The sequence below is a fragment of the Curtobacterium sp. MCLR17_054 genome, from assembly GCF_003234335.2.
GTDB lineage: Bacteria > Actinomycetota > Actinomycetes > Actinomycetales > Microbacteriaceae > Curtobacterium > Curtobacterium flaccumfaciens.
In genome coordinates, this window is the sequence record NZ_CP126263.1 from 1,484,176 (window position 1) to 1,501,457 (window position 17,282).

General features: G+C 73.0%; 20 protein-coding genes and 1 riboswitch. Of the genes, 12 read left to right on the forward strand and 8 right to left on the reverse strand.

Features of this window, described 5'->3' with window-relative positions; translation table 11 throughout:
* The first annotated feature begins 43 nt into the window (after positions 1–43).
* Both DEJ08_RS07125 and DEJ08_RS07130 read left to right on the forward strand, forming a co-directional pair.
* On the forward strand, positions 44–853 hold the full coding sequence (locus DEJ08_RS07125) for a GAF domain-containing protein (protein ID WP_110865089.1): 810 nt from the start codon (positions 44–46) through the stop codon (positions 851–853).
* A 41-nt stretch (positions 854–894) separates the two neighbouring features.
* Complete coding sequence (locus DEJ08_RS07130; protein ID WP_111093138.1) at positions 895–1,080, forward strand: hypothetical protein; 186 nt, start codon at positions 895–897, stop codon at positions 1,078–1,080.
* Between the two features lie 103 nt (positions 1,081–1,183).
* Here the strand turns inward: DEJ08_RS07130 and DEJ08_RS07135 are convergent, their stop codons facing one another.
* Both DEJ08_RS07135 and DEJ08_RS07140 read right to left on the reverse strand, forming a co-directional pair.
* The gene (locus DEJ08_RS07135) at positions 1,184–2,215 is read right to left on the reverse strand and encodes an NADPH:quinone reductase (RefSeq protein ID WP_111055001.1); all 1,032 of its coding nucleotides are present in this window, start codon (positions 2,213–2,215) and stop codon (positions 1,184–1,186) included.
* Between the two features lie 50 nt (positions 2,216–2,265).
* The gene (locus tag DEJ08_RS07140; RefSeq protein WP_071247254.1) at positions 2,266–2,628 is read right to left on the reverse strand and encodes a winged helix-turn-helix transcriptional regulator; all 363 of its coding nucleotides are present in this window, start codon (positions 2,626–2,628) and stop codon (positions 2,266–2,268) included.
* 108 nt (positions 2,629–2,736) lie between these two features.
* Between DEJ08_RS07140 and DEJ08_RS07145 the strand changes: the two genes are divergently transcribed.
* Entirely contained in the window at positions 2,737–3,384 is a 648-nt protein-coding gene (locus tag DEJ08_RS07145) for an NAD(P)-dependent oxidoreductase (protein ID WP_111055060.1), read from the forward strand.
* A 178-nt stretch (positions 3,385–3,562) separates the two neighbouring features.
* Here the strand turns inward: DEJ08_RS07145 and DEJ08_RS07150 are convergent, their stop codons facing one another.
* Positions 3,563–4,885, reverse strand: a complete 1,323-nt coding sequence (locus tag DEJ08_RS07150) for an MFS transporter (RefSeq protein WP_111055000.1) — start codon at positions 4,883–4,885, stop codon at positions 3,563–3,565.
* Positions 4,886–5,021: 136 nt separating this feature from the next.
* Here DEJ08_RS07150 and DEJ08_RS07155 point away from each other — a divergent pair, with 136 nt between their 5' ends.
* Positions 5,022–5,879 (forward strand): LysR substrate-binding domain-containing protein, encoded by an 858-nt coding sequence (locus DEJ08_RS07155; protein ID WP_017886578.1) that lies wholly within the window; start codon positions 5,022–5,024, stop codon positions 5,877–5,879.
* Between the two features lie 168 nt (positions 5,880–6,047).
* Here DEJ08_RS07155 and DEJ08_RS07160 read toward each other — a convergent pair whose 3' ends face one another.
* Positions 6,048–7,283 carry a hypothetical protein gene (locus tag DEJ08_RS07160; protein WP_146248519.1) on the reverse strand — a complete coding sequence of 412 codons (1,236 nt, stop codon included), beginning with the start codon at positions 7,281–7,283 and terminating at the stop codon, positions 6,048–6,050.
* Between the two features lie 97 nt (positions 7,284–7,380).
* Here DEJ08_RS07160 and DEJ08_RS07165 point away from each other — a divergent pair, with 97 nt between their 5' ends.
* Entirely contained in the window at positions 7,381–8,349 is a 969-nt protein-coding gene (locus DEJ08_RS07165; RefSeq protein WP_111054998.1) for an aldo/keto reductase, read from the forward strand.
* 104 nt (positions 8,350–8,453) lie between these two features.
* Here DEJ08_RS07165 and DEJ08_RS07170 read toward each other — a convergent pair whose 3' ends face one another.
* Complete coding sequence (locus DEJ08_RS07170; RefSeq protein WP_111054997.1) at positions 8,454–9,089, reverse strand: NADPH-dependent F420 reductase; 636 nt, start codon at positions 9,087–9,089, stop codon at positions 8,454–8,456.
* A gap of 76 nt (positions 9,090–9,165) precedes the next feature.
* Between DEJ08_RS07170 and DEJ08_RS07175 the strand changes: the two genes are divergently transcribed.
* The 4 genes from DEJ08_RS07175 (at position 9,166) to DEJ08_RS07190 (ending at position 11,005) form a co-directional block, all read left to right on the forward strand.
* Positions 9,166–9,462 carry a GNAT family N-acetyltransferase gene (locus tag DEJ08_RS07175; protein ID WP_071405393.1) on the forward strand — a complete coding sequence of 99 codons (297 nt, stop codon included), beginning with the start codon at positions 9,166–9,168 and terminating at the stop codon, positions 9,460–9,462.
* Positions 9,463–9,483: 21 nt separating this feature from the next.
* Positions 9,484–9,945, forward strand: coding sequence for a VOC family protein (locus DEJ08_RS07180; RefSeq protein WP_111054996.1), 462 nt, complete (start codon positions 9,484–9,486; stop codon positions 9,943–9,945).
* A gap of 83 nt (positions 9,946–10,028) precedes the next feature.
* Positions 10,029–10,499: a MarR family winged helix-turn-helix transcriptional regulator gene (locus tag DEJ08_RS07185; RefSeq protein WP_051596672.1), complete on the forward strand. Its 471-nt coding sequence runs from the start codon at positions 10,029–10,031 to the stop codon at positions 10,497–10,499.
* Positions 10,496–11,005 carry a metallophosphoesterase family protein gene (locus DEJ08_RS07190; RefSeq protein ID WP_111054995.1) on the forward strand — a complete coding sequence of 170 codons (510 nt, stop codon included), beginning with the start codon at positions 10,496–10,498 and terminating at the stop codon, positions 11,003–11,005. Before DEJ08_RS07185 ends, DEJ08_RS07190 begins: the two co-directional genes overlap by 4 nt.
* A 103-nt stretch (positions 11,006–11,108) precedes the next feature.
* Here the strand turns inward: DEJ08_RS07190 and thiD are convergent, their stop codons facing one another.
* The 3 genes from thiD to thiM all read right to left on the reverse strand — a co-directional run bounded on the left by thiD (position 11,109) and on the right by thiM (position 14,232).
* Complete coding sequence (gene thiD, locus DEJ08_RS07195) at positions 11,109–12,626, reverse strand: bifunctional hydroxymethylpyrimidine kinase/phosphomethylpyrimidine kinase (RefSeq protein WP_111054994.1); 1,518 nt, start codon at positions 12,624–12,626, stop codon at positions 11,109–11,111.
* The gene (gene thiE, locus DEJ08_RS07200) at positions 12,623–13,372 is read right to left on the reverse strand and encodes a thiamine phosphate synthase (protein WP_258367175.1); all 750 of its coding nucleotides are present in this window, start codon (positions 13,370–13,372) and stop codon (positions 12,623–12,625) included. Before thiE ends, thiD begins: the two co-directional genes overlap by 4 nt.
* Positions 13,369–14,232 (reverse strand): hydroxyethylthiazole kinase, encoded by an 864-nt coding sequence (thiM, locus tag DEJ08_RS07205; protein ID WP_181439028.1) that lies wholly within the window; start codon positions 14,230–14,232, stop codon positions 13,369–13,371. The genes thiE and thiM overlap by 4 nt, the downstream gene beginning before the upstream one ends.
* Positions 14,221–14,316, reverse strand: a riboswitch (TPP riboswitch). Its footprint overlaps the gene before it by 12 nt.
* 61 nt (positions 14,317–14,377) lie before the next feature.
* Here thiM and DEJ08_RS07210 point away from each other — a divergent pair.
* The 3 genes from DEJ08_RS07210 to DEJ08_RS07220 all read left to right on the forward strand — a co-directional run bounded on the left by DEJ08_RS07210 (position 14,378) and on the right by DEJ08_RS07220 (position 17,227).
* Positions 14,378–15,304, forward strand: coding sequence for an NUDIX domain-containing protein (locus DEJ08_RS07210; protein ID WP_284180518.1), 927 nt, complete (start codon positions 14,378–14,380; stop codon positions 15,302–15,304).
* A 103-nt stretch (positions 15,305–15,407) separates the two neighbouring features.
* Positions 15,408–16,154 carry a phosphotransferase enzyme family protein gene (locus DEJ08_RS07215; protein WP_111095034.1) on the forward strand — a complete coding sequence of 249 codons (747 nt, stop codon included), beginning with the start codon at positions 15,408–15,410 and terminating at the stop codon, positions 16,152–16,154.
* Positions 16,151–17,227: a winged helix DNA-binding domain-containing protein gene (locus DEJ08_RS07220; RefSeq protein ID WP_111054991.1), complete on the forward strand. Its 1,077-nt coding sequence runs from the start codon at positions 16,151–16,153 to the stop codon at positions 17,225–17,227. The genes DEJ08_RS07215 and DEJ08_RS07220 overlap by 4 nt, the downstream gene beginning before the upstream one ends.
* Positions 17,228–17,282: the final 55 nt, after the last annotated feature.

Genomic DNA, 17,282 nt, shown 5'->3' on the forward strand with positions numbered 1-17,282 from the left:
GACAACTCCGTCCGCGTCGGTGGCGTGACCTAGCGTCGTGGTCATGGGGAACCAGCGTTCAGGACGGGTCGGCACGGTCGTGTGGCCGATCGTGGTGGCTGCTGCGCCCACCGCGGCGTTCCAGCTGCCGAACCTGTTCGTCACGCCGGCGGTCCGGCTGTCGCTCGTCGCGTTCGGGCTCGTCGTGCTCGTCGGCGCCGTGACCGTGCAGGTGGTCCGGACCCGGCGCAGCGACGCCGCCCGGTCGGTGGCCGAGGACAACGCCACCGCGGCGGAGCTCGAGCAGTCGACGGCGGTCCGGTACGCGTTCGGCCAGATCGCCACCCGGCTCGTCCGGTTCACCGAGCTGCCCCGGTCCGAGCGCCACGGCGAACTCTCGGTCGTCGCCGACCGCGTCGCCGTGGCCCTGGCGTTCTACCTGCTGCCGAAGGTGCCCGACGTCCGCGCCAACGTGTACCAGCTGTCCACCGATCTGCGGGCGCTCGAGCCGATCGGTCACGGTGGCGCCGGCGACACCGCCGGGGTCTTCCGAGCGGGCACGCCCTACGGCGACCGCAACCTCGAGTGGGTGCTGGTCGGGGGATCACCCCGGATCGTCGGTGACCGCTCGGCCGACGTCGACGTCGACCAGGACCTGCCGGGCTTCGAGCCGCGGTACACCTCGTACGTCTCGGTGGTGATCCGGTCCGACCAGTACTCGTTCGGCATGCTCACCGTCGACTCCCCGGTTCCCGACGCCTTCACCGAACTCGACGCAAAGAACATCGCGATGATGGCGTCGTTCATGGCCGTCGCGTTCTCGTTGACCTACTCGTTCCCCGAGCGCGACCGCAATCCAAGGAAAGGCCCGTGATGCTCACACGCTCTGTCGGACGCTCGACGTACGATGCCCCCATGACGACCGTGAACCCTGCTCCGCCGTCGTTCGGGCGTGCCCGGATCTCCTCGCCGAACTGGAACGACACCACCACCGACGCCGACTACGAAGACCTCGACGTCATCGCCGCCAACATCGAACGCGAGCGCGCTGCAGCCCGGCTCCGGGTCACCGCAGCGATCGCCGCGCGTCTGGGTCGCTGACCCCTCCCGCATCGTCCACGACGAACGGCTCCCACGCGTGCGTGGGAGCCGTTCGTTTTAGCCGGAGCCGGAGCCGGAGCCCGAGCCGGCTCCGATGTCGCAGCTACGGCGCCTCGGTCACGTCGATGAGCACCTTGCCGACCGTGTCCTGCTCGACCGCGTCGTGCGCCTGGGCGGTCTGCTCGAGCGCGAAGCGGGTGAGCGGGAGTCCGGCGTCCTCGCCGACCGGCAGCACACCGTCGTGCAGCGCCTCGGTGACGTCCTCGGCCGCCGCGGACAGCGCCTCGTCGCCGATCGTGTAGAGCAGCAGGAACTGGTAGCGGGCGTTCACGCTCATGTTCGGGCGGATCGGCAGGCTCGCCTCGTCGCCGCCGTTGTTCGCGTAGATCGACACGACACCGTGGTTCGCCAGCACGTCGGCGACCAGCGCGGCGTTCTGCGGGATCGACACCTCGACGACGATGTCGACACCGTCCGGCGCGATCGACCGGATGCGCTCGGCGGCGTCCTCCTCGCGGTAGTTCACGACGTGGTCGGCGCCGGCTGCCGTGGCGAGGGCTGCCTTCGCGTCCGAGCTGATCGTCGTGATGACGGTCGCTCCGGCCCAGCGGGCGAGCTGGATCGCGGCGTGCCCCACGGCACCGGCGCCGCCGGCGACGAGCACGGTGAAGCCGTCGAGGGCTCCGGGGCCCAGTCGCGCGGGGCCGTCCTCGTGGGTGGTGAGCGCTCGGTGTGCCGTCATCGCGGGGACGCCGAGCGAGGCGCCGACGTCGAACGAGACACCGTCGGGCAGCGGGACCACGCGCGACTCGGGCACGACCGTGTACTCCTGTGCCGTGCCGGTCGGCCGTGACGCCGCCGCCATGAACAGCCAGACGCGGTCACCGACGGTCAGCCCGTCGACTCCGGGGCCGACGGCGTCCACGACACCCGCGCCGTCCTGGTTCGGCGTGATCTCGGGGAAGGGCAGTCCGTCGCCGTACGTGCCGCCGGCACGGGCCTTCCAGTCGGTCGGGTTCACGCCGGAGACGACGACGCGGACGCGGACCTCACCGGCACCGGGCTCCGGGATCTCCCGCTCGACGAGTTCGAGGACGCTGCTGGCACCGGGCTTCGTGTAGACGATCGATCGCATGTCCCCAGGCAACCACTCGTCGCCGTCGGGGATTCCGAGTGCGGGGTCGCTCAGCGCGCGTCGTACCCCTCGCGCGCCTCGGCCACGTCGGGCATGTGCGAGGTGGCCCAGTCCTCCAGTGGCACGAGCACCGTGCGCAACGACCGCCCGAGCTCGGTCAGTTCGTACTCCACGTGCGGCGGGATCTCGGGGAACACCGTCCGCGTCACCATGCCGTCGCGCTCGAGGGCCCGCAGCGTCTGGGTGAGCATCTTCTGGGAGACCCCCTGCACCCGGGCCGCCACCGCCGAGTACCGTGCGGGACCGTCGGCGAGGGCGCCGATCGTCAGCACGCTCCACCGGTCGCCGATGCGGTCGAGCAGCTGCCGACTGGGGCAGTCCGCCGCGTAGGGGCTGTACTCGAGTGCTGACATGGTGTCCTCCGCAACGCACCGCCAGGTGCCTACTTACTCAAAGAGAGTAACTCTTGTACGGTGACTGTCAACGTCACCGACGCACAGCACGTCCACGAAGGGAACACCATGACCAACATCGTCGTCTTCGGAGGTACCGGTTACGCCGGCTCCGCCATCACCCACGAGGCACTCTCCCGCGGCATCGCCGTCACCGCGGTCGCCCGCGACACGAGCAAGCTCGAGCCTGCCGAGGGCCTCACCCTGGCGCAGGGTGACGCGTTCGACGCCGACTTCGTGTCCGAGGTCACCAAGGGTGCCGACGTCGTCATCGTCTCGCTCCACGCCGTGCAGGCCGACGGCAGCGAGCTGAAGGACAAGTTCCAGCACTTCGTCGACGCCGCCGCTGCAGCCGGTGCGCGGCTCGGCATCGTCGGCGGTGCCGGTTCGATGCGCGTGTCAGAGGACGGCCCCCGCCTCTTCGACACCGACGGCTTCCCGGACGCCTTCAAGGGCGAGGCGAAGAGTCACGCGCAGATCCTCGACGCCCTCCGTGCGTCGGACACCGAGGTCGACTGGTTCTACGTGAGCCCCGCCGCGGCCTTCGGCGGCTACAACCCGGGCGAGCGTCGCGGCACCTACCGCGCCTCGGACGAGGTCCTGCTCGCCGACGCCGAGGGCAACTCGGACATCTCCGGCGCCGACTACGCCATCGCGTTCGTCGACGAGATCGTCACCCCGGCGCACCACCAGACGCGTTTCGGCGTCGCCTACTGAGGCACTGCCCCTCGCAAGACACCGGTGTTCACGCAACACACCGCGGGATCCCGCGGCGTCGAGCGTGAACACCGGTGTTTTGCGCACCGCCCGGCGCGACCAAGGGGCGGACGGGAGGCGCGGGACGGAGCCGCCACAGGCCTCCAGGCCGGCGGGTGGTCACCGCCAGGGCCCCGCGTCAGTGCGCGACGATCGCCGGCACCGGCAGGTGGTGGCGCATCCGCACCGCCAGGTGCAGGCCGCCCCGGCGGGCGAGCACGAGCGCGATCACGGCGGCGGCCGCGGTCGGCACGCCTCCGGCGACCATCATCCCCACGTGCGCACCGAAGCGGTCGACGATCTGGCCCATCAGCGGCCCGCCGATCGCCTGTCCACCGAGCAGCACGAGGACGTAGAGCGACATCACCCGGCCGCGGATCGCCACGTTCGAGGACAGCTGCACGAGTGAGTTCGACGCGGTCTGGAACAGCAGCTGCGACATCCCGACAGCAACCAGCGCGACGGTGAACGGTGCGATCGCCGGGATCGACCCCGAGACGACGAGCAGCACGCCCGTCCAGAACACCCCGCCGACGATGGTGCGGAGCCGGACGACGGCCCTCCGGGTGGAGAGCAGCGCACCGACCAGGGCGCCGATCGCCACGGCGGAGTTGAACACCCCGTAGCCGCCGGCGCCGACGTCGTACACCTGTGACGCGAAGGCGGACAGCAGCACGGGCATCGTCAGCGCGAACACCGAGAAGAACGCGACGAGGATCACCGGCACGATGATCGTCGGCTTGTGCACGGCGTAGCGGAGGCCCTCCACGAGCTGCCCCTTGCCGCGGGGCGCCGGTGGTGTGCGGTGCAGCTCCGAGACCTTCAGGAACCCGAGCGTCACGACGACGGCGACGCAGGCGATCGCGTTCACGCCGAACGACCACCCCGCGCCGACCGCCACGAGCAGGGCTCCGGACAGTGCCGGACCGATCATGCCGCCCAGCTGGAACACCGACGAGTTCACGCTGATGGCGTTCCGCAGGTGCTTGTGCCCGACGATCTCGGTGACGAACACCTGCCGTGCCGGGTTGTCGATCACGGTGACCATGCCGACCAGGAACGCGATCACCCAGATGTGCCACGCCTCGACGACGCCGGCGAGCGTCAGGACGGCGAGCAGCGCGGACAGCACCGCGAAGGCGCCCTGCGTGATCATCATGAGCGCGCGCTTCGAGAACCGGTCGACCAGGACGCCGCCGAGCAGCCCGAACAGCAGCATCGGCGCGAACTGACAGGCGACCGTGATGCCGACCTGCGCGACCGACCCGGTCAGCTGCAGCACGAGCCAGTCCTGCGCGATGCGCTGCATCCAGCCGGCGGTCATCGCCACCAGGTTGGTCGCCGTGAACAGCCGGAAGTTCGGCACGGACAGGGCGATGAGCGTGTGGCGCCACGGCGGTCGCGTGGCCTGGATCGGGAGCGGTTCGGTGGGCGGGGGGAGGGTCGTCGGTGACGCGCTCACGGTGCGGGGTTCTCCGGACGTCGGTGTGGATCTGGTACCCCAACGAAACTACGTGGCGCCGGCCCATTCGATACCCCTATGGTGGCTATCACTCCATTGCGATGTCGAATGAGGTCGCACCGACGGAAGGCGCGACGTGCTCGATCCGGTCCTGTTGCAGACGTTCCTGGCCGTGGCGGAGACCGGCAGCTTCACGCAGGCCGGCACCCGGCTCGGCATCAGCCAGCCGACGGTGTCACAGCACGTCCGGCGCCTCGAGACCGCGGTGGCGCGCACCCTGGTCGCCCGGGACACCCGCGGCGTCGCCCTGACCGACAACGGGGACGCGATGGCCGGATTCGCACGGACGATCCTCGCCGCGCACGCCACCGCCGACGCCTACTTCTCCGGCGCAGCCACCCGCGGACGCCTGCGGTTCGGGGCGGCGGACGACCTCGCCATCACCCAGCTGCCGCGGATCCTGCGGGACTTCCGACGGCTGCACCCGCAGGTGAACCTCGAGCTCACGGTGAACCAGTCGTCACCGCTGCTCCGCCGGGTGCACGCCGGCCAGCTCGACCTGGTGTTCATCAAGCAGACGGCGGGGGAGTCCGCCGAGGGCACCCGGGTCGCCACCGACCAGATGGTGTGGATGGCGCAGGACGGCATCGCCCTGGAACCCGGCGAACCCGTCCCGCTCATCGCGTACCAGGCGCCGAGCATCAGCCGGCAGATGGCGATCGACGCCCTCGAGGCCGCTGGCCGCACCTGGCGGATCACCTGCAACACCCGCGACGTCAACGGGGTGCTCGCCGCGGTGCGCGCGGGCATCGGCGTCGCGGTGTTCCCGCACTCGCTGATCCCGGCCGACCTGGTGAAGGTGTCGCAGCGGCTCGGGCTGCCGGATCTGCCTGCGGTGGACTACGTCCTCATCGCGAACCCGACGGTGCAGCGGGAGCCGATCGACGCGCTGACGAACGCGATCCTGTCCCGCGGGGTCGTCCGCGCCGTCTGAGCGCGTGCATCGGCGGCGAGACGCCGGCGTGTTCGGGCTGGTGTCCGCAGCAAGACGCCGGCGTGTTGTCTCAACACCGCCGAGCCGTCGAGACGCCGCGACTGTCGGGGGCGTCTCGACGTCGACGCGGCGTCCTGCCGAGACGACGGCGTCTGAGCGCTCGCCGCGCTACGGGGCGAGCGTCGGGGTCGTGCCGGTGCCGGTGACGTCCAGCAGCGTCACGCCCGCGAGCGGCAGCAGCGCCGTCGCGACCGCCCACAGCAGCACGATCGTGCCGACGCCACCGAGCACGGCGCCGAGCAGCGCGACCGGCCGCTGCCACGTGGCCGTCCGGTCGCGCAGCGTCACGATCGAGAGCACCAGCGCGAGCAGCCCGAGCACCACGCCGACGCCGTGCACGGTCGCGGGAGCGGTGAACCACCAGGCCGCCAGACCGATCGTCGTGATCCCGGCGACGGCGCCGAGCACTGCGCCGGCGGTCGCACCGAGCGCACGGCGTGGCTCTGGCAGGGCGGCTGCGGTCACGGGCTGGTCGAGCAGTTCGGTCGGGAGGCCCGCCTCGCCCCCGCCAGCACCCTGCGGCACCGGGGTGGGTGCGACCAGGGCCGTGGTCGCCCGGGCTTTCGGGGTCGCGACGGCGGTGCCGCCGGGAGCCGCGGTGGTCGGCGCCGCGTGCAGCACGGCGTCGAACGACCCCGCGGCTGCGGGAGCGGGTGCTGGTGCTGGTGCGGCCGACCGTGCGGCGGCCTGCTGGTGGGCGAAGCGTCGGGGCGTCCGGTAGCCGATCGGGCCGACGGGCTCGGGTTCGGTGCCCTCGACGACCACGTGTTCGAGGCCGGGCACCGAGAACCGGGGCTGTCCGGCGACGGGCACCGCGGGTGTGGCGGTCGGCGGTGCCTCCGGCGAGGGGGTGGTGAGCGGTGCGACGAGTGGTGCGGCGTCCGCTGAGGCGGGTGCGGCGGCGACCGGGGAGACCGGCACCACGAGCCCGGAGGCGGGGACGACCGACGACGGCGGCACCGCGGGGGTCTCGAACGGCACGGTGTGCACGTTCGGTGACGTCGGGGCCGGGGGCAGCAGTTCCTGCTGCGGCGGGAAGTCGGGCACGGGGGCGTCGGCCTCGACCAGTGCGGCGATCGACGCGGGCTCGGACGTCGGTGCGTGCGCGGCGGGTGCCTGCTCAGCCGCGGCGTTCCCTGCCGGGGCGACCGTGGTCGGTGGGACGGGCGCCGCGTGGGCGGCGCGTGACGAGGCGGGGGTGGGGCGGGCCTCCCGGCCGGAGGCGTTCACGTGACCGGCGGCGGCGACCCGCTCGGGCGCGACCTCGTCGACGGGCGGAGCGGTCACCCAGGCCGGGACGGGCCGACGGGGCCGGTCCGATTCGGGCATGCGATGCGCTGCCACTGCGGCGCTCCTTCCGTCGACTGATCCATGCTCAGTTGTAGCGGCAACCGCTGTGTGGATCGCAGCCCCAGTTCGGGGTCGCCGGTACGTTCGGGTGATGACCGGAATCGAACACCGTCCTCTGGGTCCCTCGGGGCTCGTCGTCTCCACCGTCGGCCTCGGCTGCAACAACTTCGGGCGGCGGGGAACCGCGTCCGAGTCGCAGGAGGGCACCGACGCCGTCGTCGCTGCGGCCCTGGACGCCGGGGTGACGCTCTTCGACACCGCGGACATCTACGGCGGCGTGCCGGGCATGTCCGAGGAGATGCTCGGACGCTCGATCCGTGGCCGACGTGACGAGATCGTCCTCGCCACGAAGTTCGGCATGGACATGCAGGGCGCGAACGGGCCGGACTGGGGCGTCCGCGGGTCCCGCCGGTACGTGCGGCTCGCGGTCGAGTCGTCGCTCCGGCGTCTCGGCACGGACTGGATCGACCTGTACCAGATGCACCGGCCCGACGAGGTGACGCCGATCGAGGAGACCCTGTCGGTCCTCGACGACCTGGTCCGCGAGGGCAAGATCCGCTACGTCGGCCACTCGAACTTCGCGGGGTGGCAGATCGCCGAGGCCGAACTCACGGCGTCGATCGCCGGGGCCACCGCGTTCGTGTCCGCGCAGAACGAGTACAGCCCGCTCGCCCGGGACGCCGAGGCCGAGGTCCTGCCGGCGGTGCGGGCGTACGCGCTCGGGTTCCTGCCGTTCTTCCCGCTGTACAACGGGCTGCTCACCGGCAAGTACACGAAGGCGGGCGGTCCGGCCGACGGGCGGCTGACGACCTCGAAGCCGCAGGTGCTCGAGGATGCCCCGTGGGACGTGCTCGACGACTACCAGCGGTTCTGCGACGACCGGGGTGTGACGATGCTGCAGGCGACGTTCGCGTGGCTCCTGGCGCAGCCGGGGCTGTCGAGCGTCATCGCGGGGGCGACGAAGCCGGAGCAGATCTCGCAGAACGTCGAGGCCGGCACCACCTGGGCGCCGACCGAGGACGACATCGCCGACATGACGACGATCTTCGACCGGGCCTGAGCGGGCTTTCGCGCCCGGTCGTTTCGCGCTGAGCGACAGATCACGGGGTGCGGAGCCCGTGGGGTGTCGCTCAGCGCGAAACGGCGGCGGTGCGGCGCGGCGGACTAGCGCGTCGCGGCGGCCAGGGCGTCGCGCAGCTCGGCGGCGGTCATCCGCGGGCCGTAGCCGGGAGTGTCCCGCTGGATGCGCCAGCCCTCGGCGAGCGGCCCGGCGTCGACCACGTCGAAGCCGAACGCGTCGATGAGCTCGGCGACGGTCTGCTTGGCGGAGTCGTCGTCGCCGGCGATGACCAGGGCACGACGGTCCTGGGTGCCGGCGGGCGTCGCGTGGCCGGTCAGGTCGTCGGCGCCGATGTGGTTGAACGCCTTCACGACACGGGCGCCGGGCAGATGGTCCTGCAGCATCTCGGCCGTGGTCGTGGACTGGTCGTCGAGGGCGGCGATGTGGCCGTCGCGCTCCCAGTAGTAGTTGTTGGTGTCGATGACGACCTTGCCGACGAGGGGCTCGACGGGGATCGTCTCGATCGCGGCGAGCGGCACCGTCACGACGACGATCTCGCCCGCTGCGGCTGCCTCGTCGCGGGTCGCTGCGCGTGCGCTGTCGCCGAGTTCCGTGACCAGGTCGGTCAGGGTCTCCGGGCCGCGGGAGTTCGCGATGACGACCTGGTGGCCGTTCCGTACCGCGAGCCGAGCGAGCTGGGATCCGATGTTGCCGGCGCCGATGATTCCGATGGTTGTCATGGTGTCCCTGCAACGCTGCCCGCCGTCGTGCATTCCCCGGGAGGCGCGAACGCCGCGCCGGGAGCATGATGGCGGCATGGACCACGAGTTCCGCGACGAGACCGACCAGGACCGCTACGCGATGTACGTCGGTGGCGAGCTCGTGAGCGTGCTCGACTACCGGGTGAACGGTGACGCTGTTGCCTTCCCGCACACGTACACGGTCCCGAAGCACCGCGGCCACGGCTACGCGGCGCAACTCGTCGAGTACGCCGTCGCCGACGTCGAGTCGTCGACCACGAAGCGCATCGTCCCGATGTGCTGGTTCGTCGGCAAGTGGTTCGACGAACACCCCGAGAAAGCCGACCTGCTCATCCGCAGCGCCGCGGACTGAGCACCGAACGAAGGGGCTCCCGTGCCCACCATCACCCCGTTCCTCTGGTACGACGACCAGGCCGAACAGGCGGCCGAGTACTACGTCGGACTGTTCCCCGACAGTCACGTCGACAGCGTGAGCCGGATGCCCGACGGCCGTGCGCTCGTCGTCGAGTTCACGTTGCTCGGTGCCCCGTACCGCGCGATGAACGGCGGCCCCGGGCACCCGCACACCGACGCCGTCTCGTTCCAGATCGACGTGGACACGCAGGACGAGCTCGACCGGCTGTGGGACGCCCTGCTCGCCGACGGCGGGAGCCCGACGGCGTGCGGCTGGTTGACCGACCGCTGGGGTCTGGCGTGGCAGGTGACCCCGTCGATGCTGGGGGAGTTGATGAGCGGATCGGGTGATCCGGAGGCGAATGCCCGCGTGTTCGAGGCCATGATGCAGATGGTCAAGCTGGACATCCCCGCACTGCAGGCTGCCGCGGGCGGTCGCTGACCCCACTCTCCGCGGACCCGCCGGTAGTGTGACCGGACGAGAAGACCGCCGGCCGGCGCCGGCACAGACAGGCTGGAGCCACCATGGACCACCCGAGTTCGAGGGTCCGCAACAGCGACATCAGCCGGGCGTACACGGAGCTCGCCCGCATCACCCGTCGGGCGAGCATCCGGGCCCGGGGCTCGGACCAGGTGTTGAGCGTCGTCGACCAGTCCCTCGTCGACTTCGTCGTCCAGCACCCGGGCTGCATGGCCATCGACATCGCCCGGTACCTGCGGCTGAACCGTTCGACGATCTCGCGGCAGCTGTCCGGGCTCCTCGCGACCGGGCTGGTGCGGACGACCGACGGTGGCAGCGGCAACGCGAAGCCGCTCGAGGCGACCGACGCCGGCCGCGCCGCGCTCGAGCGGTCGGTGCAGCTGCACCGGGACGCGCTCGACGAACGGCTCGCCGACTGGTCGGACGACGACATCGCACTGCTCGCCGGGTTGCTGGAGCGCCTCGGCGCCTCGGACGAGGCCGGGCTCCCGATGCCGGCACCCACCGAGTCGTGACGACGTCGTTCGTCCTGCTGTCCGACACGCACCTGCCGAAGCGCGCGAAGGACCTGCCGCCCGGACTGTGGCACGACGTCGACGCGGCCGACCTCGTGGTGCACGCGGGGGACTGGGTCGACCTGGCCACCCTCGACGCCGTGCAGGCGCGGTCCCGCCGCTTCGAGGGCGTGCGGGGCAACAACGACGGTCCGGAGTTCGACGACCGGCTGCCGCTCGTCGCCCGGTTCGGTGTCGAGGACCTGCGCTTCGCCCTGGTGCACGAGACCGGGGCATCGACCGGTCGGGAGCGCCGGATGGACGCCGAGTACCGGGACACCGACGTGCTCGTCTTCGGCCACTCGCACATTCCGTGGGACACCGTGGCGTCGTCGGGGATGCGCCTGCTGAACCCCGGTTCGCCGACCGACCGCCGTCGCCAGCCCGACCACACGTGGATGCGCGGCACGGTCAGCGGCGCCGAGCTGTCCGTCGAACTGGTGCGGCTACCGCCGGTCGCCGGCTAGTCCCGGTCGCCGGCCTGCGTCGGCGCGCCCCGTTCCGGAAAGCGACAGATCCCCGCGGAACTTCTCCGGACATCTGTCGCTTTCGCGGGGTGTTCGACGGCCGTCAGCGCAGCAGTGTCGCTTCGGCGGCACCGACCGCGCCGCCCGCAGCCGCGGTGGCCCCGGCACCAGCAGCCCCTGCCGTCGGCATCCGGAAGAACGCGAGCTCCCACTCCGCCGAACGCCGGAACGCCCGCGCCATCCGCCCCCGCTCGTCGGGCGTCGCCGCACGGGCTGCCTCCTCGACGAGCCGGGTCGCCTCGGCGCTCGACGCCGCGAACCCCGGGTCCCCGTACGCCGTGATCCAGTCCGCGAAGGCGTGCCCGTCCGGAGCGACCCCGAGCTGCGACCCGACCCAGGCGTAGACCCGGAAGCACGGCAGCACCGCGGCGGCGAGCACCGCACGGGAGCCGGAGTCGGCGGCCTCCTGCAGGTGCGCGAGGTACCCGGCGCACGTGGGGTGCACGGGATCGTCGGCGTGCGAGCCGGCCAGCCGACGGTGGTGCAGGTCACGGGCCTCGTCGGCACACCTCTGCGCAGCCGCCGCCCAGAACGCAGCACCAGCACCCGAACCAGCACCGGGCGCACCGACCCCGAGTGCCGCCAGGTGCCGCTCGTACGCCCGCAGGTAGTGGACGTCCTGCGCCAGGTAGCCCGCGAACACCTCCGGCTCGAGGGTCCCGTCCCGGAGCCCCACCAGGAACGCGCAGTCGATCGTCTCCTGCAGCACCGATGCCGCATCCGCCCACCACACGTCCGTGTACGACAGCGCCGGCAGGGCTGCCCGCGCCTGCGCCCCGTGGTCGACCGGGCCGTTGCCGCTCCCGACCGACATCGCGTCGGCCCCGCGCAGCGCCGCCGTCAGCCACTCCTTCGCCACACCGACCGCGAGCTCCCAGTCGCCGTGCCGCGCGGCGAGCGTCGCGATCGCACTGGAGAGCGAGCACCCGGTGCCGTGCGTGTTCGTCGTCGCGACCCGGGGACCCGTGAACACCCGCACGGTGCCGTCCGGTGCCACGAGCACGTCGTCCGAGGTCGGCCCCTCGTCGTGGCCGCCCTTCGCCAGCACCAGGACGTCCCACCGCGCCGCCACGGCACGCGCGGCATCCAGCGACGAAGCCGACGACGACACCCCGGCCAGCTCCGCCAGCACCACGAGCTCGGCCCGGTTCGGCGTCACCAGGTCGGCGAGCGCGAACAGCGCCCCCATGGCTGCGGCCGCGTCCTCGTCGAGCAGCCGGTCCCCGCTCGTCGCCACCATCACCGGGTCGACGACGACCACCGGCGGCCGGTGCTCCCGCAGCCAGTCCGTCACGACCCGCACGACGCCGGCGGTGCCGAGCATCCCGATCTTCACCGCGTCGACCTCGACGTCGTCCGACACCGCGTCGAGCTGCTCCCGCAGGAACCCGGCGTCCGGCACGTGCACCGACCGCACCCCGTGCGTGTTCTGCGCGACGAGCGCCGTCACGACCCCCATCCCGTACCCGTCGTGCGCGGCGATCGCCTTGAGGTCCGCCTGCATCCCGGCCCCGCCCGTCGGGTCGGTCCCGGCGATGCTCAGCACCCGTGGGACGCTCATGCGTCCGCCCCGTGGTGCGTGGCGTCGGCCTGGAGGTGCGGATCGCCGTCACCTGACGGCCTCGCCTCCGTCCCGTGGTCGGGTCCCGGGCCCCACGCGGCCACGTACGCCGCCGCCGCGGATCCGGGGTCGGCCGCAGCGCAGATGCCCGACACGATCGCGACCCCCGCGGCACCGGCAGCCCGGAGCGGCGCGACGTCGTCGAGGGTCACCCCGCCGATCGCCACGCACGGCACGTCGGTCGCGGCGGCCAGCCGGGCGAACCCGTCGCGGCCAAGCGCCGGCGGGTGGTCCGCCTTCGTCGCGGTGGGGTGCACGACCCCGACGCCGAGCAGGTCCACGGTGCCGCGGGGCAGTCGCTCGACGGCGGCCAGGTGCGCGAGCGTGTTCGCGGTGAGGCCCACGTGGGCGTCCGCGCCGAGCAGGGCACGGGCGGCGGTGACGGGGACGTCGGACTGGCCGAGGTGCACGCCCGCGACCCGGTGTCCCGCGTGCCGTGCGGCGAGGGCGACGTCGAGCCGGTCGTCGACCACCACTCTCGCACGGTCCCCGACGGCGTCGGCGACCGCCGCGGTGAGTGCCAGCAGGTCACGCGCCGAGGCGTCCTTGTCCCGTACCTGCACGATCCGGACCCCGGCGTGCACGGCGGCACGGACGACCCCGAGCACCCGGACGCCGTGCCGGTCGGCCAGGGCACCGTCGGTCACCAGGTAGACGCCGAACCCCGCAGACTGCAGCCCGCTCACGCGGACACCGCCCGGGCACCGACGGGAGCGGTCTCGACCGTGATCCGGGCCTCGCGGACGACGTCCTCAGGGGTCAGCGACGCGAGCCGGTCGAGGAACAGCGGCTGGAAGGTCCCCGGCCCACCGGCGTCCCGCTCCGCGAGCTCGGCGGCGATCGTGTGCACGGCGGTGGCGGCGACGGCAGCGGCACCCGCGTCCTCCGGCGCGACCGACGTGAACGCGGCGACGACCGCGCCGAGCGCACACCCACCACCGGTGATCCGCGTCAGCAGGTCGGTCCCGTTCGCGACCCGGACCACACCGATGCCGGGCGCGACCAGCAGGTCGACCGCACCCGACACGGCCACCGCGGCCACGAGCCTCCCGTCCGAAGCAGCGACAGACGCGACCCGGGCGTCCTCCGTGCCCACCGTGCTGTCGACCCCGCGGCCACCGGCCGAGTCGCCGAGCAGGGCGAGCACCTCGGACGCGTTGCCCCGCAGCACCGTCGGGTGCAGCGCGAGCAGGTCGCGCGCCAGGGCGGTGCGCACCGGCAGCGAGCCGACCGCCACCGGGTCGAGGACCCACGGGGTCCCCGCGGCACGGGCGGCGTGCACGGCCTCGAGCGCGGCGACCCGCGGCTCGGCGTGCGGGGTGCCGGTGTTCACCAGCAGGGCATCGGCGACGCGGGCGAACGGCCCCGCCTCGGTCGCCACGTCGACCATCGCGGGCGAGGCGCCGAGTGCGAGCAGCACGTTCGCCGTGACGTTCTGCACGACGGTGTTCGTGATGCACTGCACCAGCGGCGCCCGGGCACGCACGGCCTCGAGCAGTTCGGCGGTTCGGTGGGCCCAGGCAGGGGAGGGCGCAGCGGTTTCCATGGACGATCCCTTCGCGAGTACGAGCTCGAGCAGGTTCGACGGGTGTGATCTCAGCCGCTGGATGCGGCACCCCGTGTCTCGAGCGACACCGTACACGACGCCCGGTGACCACTTCGAGGCCCGCTCCGGGCACCGTGTGCCAGGGTTGGACCGTGCCAGACGCAATGCCCCCCGGCCCCCACCCGGCCCCCGCGACCCCGGCGACGCCTGGGCGGTCGGCCCCGACGGCACCAAGGCGTGGGGACGCTTCGGCGCCGCCGGCCTGCTCGTCGACGACGGCACCGGCCGCGTGCTCCTGCAGCACCGCGTCGAGTGGAGCCACCACGGCGGCACCTGGGGCATCCCCGGCGGCGCACGGCACCAGGGCGAAGCAGCCGTGACCGCGGCCCTCCGCGAATCCGCCGAGGAAGCCGGCGTCCCCGACGACGCGATCGCCCTGCGCCACACGGCGCTGCTCGACCTGGGCTTCTGGACCTACACGACCGTCGTGGGGCGCGCCTCCCGGCCCTTCGAACCCGTCATCGCCGACCGTGAGAGCCTCGCCCTGTCGTGGATCCCGATCGACCAGGTCGACGACCTGCCCCTCCACCCCGGCTTCGGCAGGTCGTGGCCGGCGCTCCGCGCCACGATCGCGACCACCCCGCACGTCGTCGTCGACGCGGCCAACGTCGTCGGCAGCGTGCCCGACGGCTGGTGGAAGGACCGAGCCGGCGCCGCATCGCGCCTGCTGGCACAGGTGTCGGCGCTCGCCGAGGGCGGGGTCGCCGCATCGTTGCTCGACCTGCCGTTCGCACGGTGGTGGCCGCGGTGGACCGTGGTGCTCGAGGGGGAGGCCCGGGCCGCTGCGGACGTGGGCGGTGCGGGCGCAGACCGCGGCGCCGCCACCGGCGCTGTCGACGTCGTCCGTGCTCCGGCCTCCGGCGACGATGCCATCGTCGAGTCCGCGCGGGCCGCGGTGCAGGCCGACGACGGGCCGGTCGTCGTCGTGACGGCCGACCGCGAGCTCCGCGACCGCGTCGAGGCCCTCGGCGCGATCGTCCACGGGCCGTCCTGGTTGCGCGACCAGCTGTAGCCGCCTGGACCGCCGTGTTCCGGATGGTCGCCGAGCGGCCGTCGGTCGCTGCCGGTACGCTGGCCCTGACGTCAACGGAGACGCAACACGCAGGAGGTTCCCCTTGGAGCGCATCACCAGGGCCGACGACCGAGTCCACCGCCCCGCCGGGCCGTGGACCCCCACGGTGCACCGGCTGCTCGCCCACCTGCACGAGCAGGGGTTCGTCGCAGCCCCCGAACCGATCGCCCTCGGTGACACCCTCGAGACGGTCTCGTTCGTCCCCGGTGTCGCGGGCGAGTACCCCTGGACCGAGGACATCGCCAGCGAGGCCGCCCTCGTCACCAGCGCCCGACTGCTCCGCCAGTTCCACGACGCCGCCGCGAGCTTCCCGCGCAGCGCCACCGACGACCTCTGGTCCCAGGCCGACCGCGCCCCCGTCGAGACGATCGTGCACGGGGACTTCGCCCCGTACAACTGCGTCTACGACGGCATCGCCGCCGTCGGCCTGATCGACTTCGACACCGCCCACCCCGGGCCCCGCGTCTGGGACGTCGCGAGTGCCGTCTACCGGTTCGCACCGTTCACCACCGGTGCCGTCGAAGGATCGACCGCGCCCGACCTCGACGAGCGGCTCGCACGGGCCGCCGAGTTCTGCCGCGCCTACGCCCTCGACGACCGTTCCCGTGGTGTCCTGGCCGAGACGATGATCGCGTCCCTCGTCGCCCTCGTCACGACGATCGAGCACGAGGCCGCCGCCGGCAACCCGAAGTTCGTCAGCGACCTGCAGCACGGCCACGCCGACCTGTACCGCGCCGACGTCGCCTACCTGGAGCAGCACGCCGACGCCGTCACCGCCGCCGTCGCGTGACCACCAGCGCCGCGCGGCTCCGCACGGCGCGGTTCGCGGCGCAGGGCATCGCGGCACCCGGACTGCGACCCACCGAGGTCGTCGAGCGGATGCTGGCGGTGCAGGGGCAGGACCTCGGCCAGGTGCTCTGGGCCATCGGGGTCCGCGCTCCCGGATCGTCGCGGGACGACGTCCGCGAGGCCTTCGACCGCGGGGAACTCGTCCGCTCGTGGCCGATGCGCGGCACCCTGCACGCCTTGCGCCCCGACGACCTGCGACTGCTGCTCTCGCTCACCGCCGAACGGACGCTCCGCACGATCGCCCGGCGCGCCGCCGAGCTCGGCATCGACGACGCCCTGCTCGGCCGGGCCCGGGACGCGACGATCGCGGTCCTGGGCGGTGGTCGTGCGCTGGTCCGGGACGACCTGTTCGCGGCGTACCGCACTGCCGGCATCGACCCGTCCGGAGGTCGCGGCTACCACCTGGTCCTGCAGCTCGCGCAGGAATGCCTCGTCGCCTGGGGTCCCACCGCCCGCGTCGGGCAGGGGCTCGTGCTGCTCGACGAGTGGGCACCCGCCACCGCTGAGCCGCCGGACCGCGACGAAGCCCTCCGCCGGGTCCTGCTCGGGTACCTGCGCGGCCGTGGCCCCGCGACCGAGGCCGACGCCGCGAGCTGGACGAAGCTGCCGCTCGGTGACCTCCGCCGAGCGCGGGCGGCGGCGGGGAACGCGGTGGAGGACCTCGGCGACGGGCTCCTCGACCTCGCCGACCGGCCGGCAGCCGCGCGCGTCCCCACCGGGCACCTGCTCCCCGGCTTCGACGAGTACCTGCTCGGGTACGCCGACCGGTCCGCGCAGCTCGACCCCGCGCACGCCGACCGGGTCGTCCCCGGGGCCAACGGCATGTTCCTGCCGATGGCCGTCGTCCGGGGTCGCGTCGTCGGCACCTGGAAGCGCACCGAGCGCCGGGCCGGGCACCTCGTCACCGTCACACCCTTCGGTGCCCTCGATGCGGCATCGGTCCGCGCGCTCGAGGCGGCGGCCGCGCGGTACGCGGCGTTCCTCGGTGCGCCCGTCGCGACCACGGTGGTCTGACGCGACCACCTGCGGACCGTGTGCCGAGACTGCCCGGCCGCCCCGACCCTCTCCC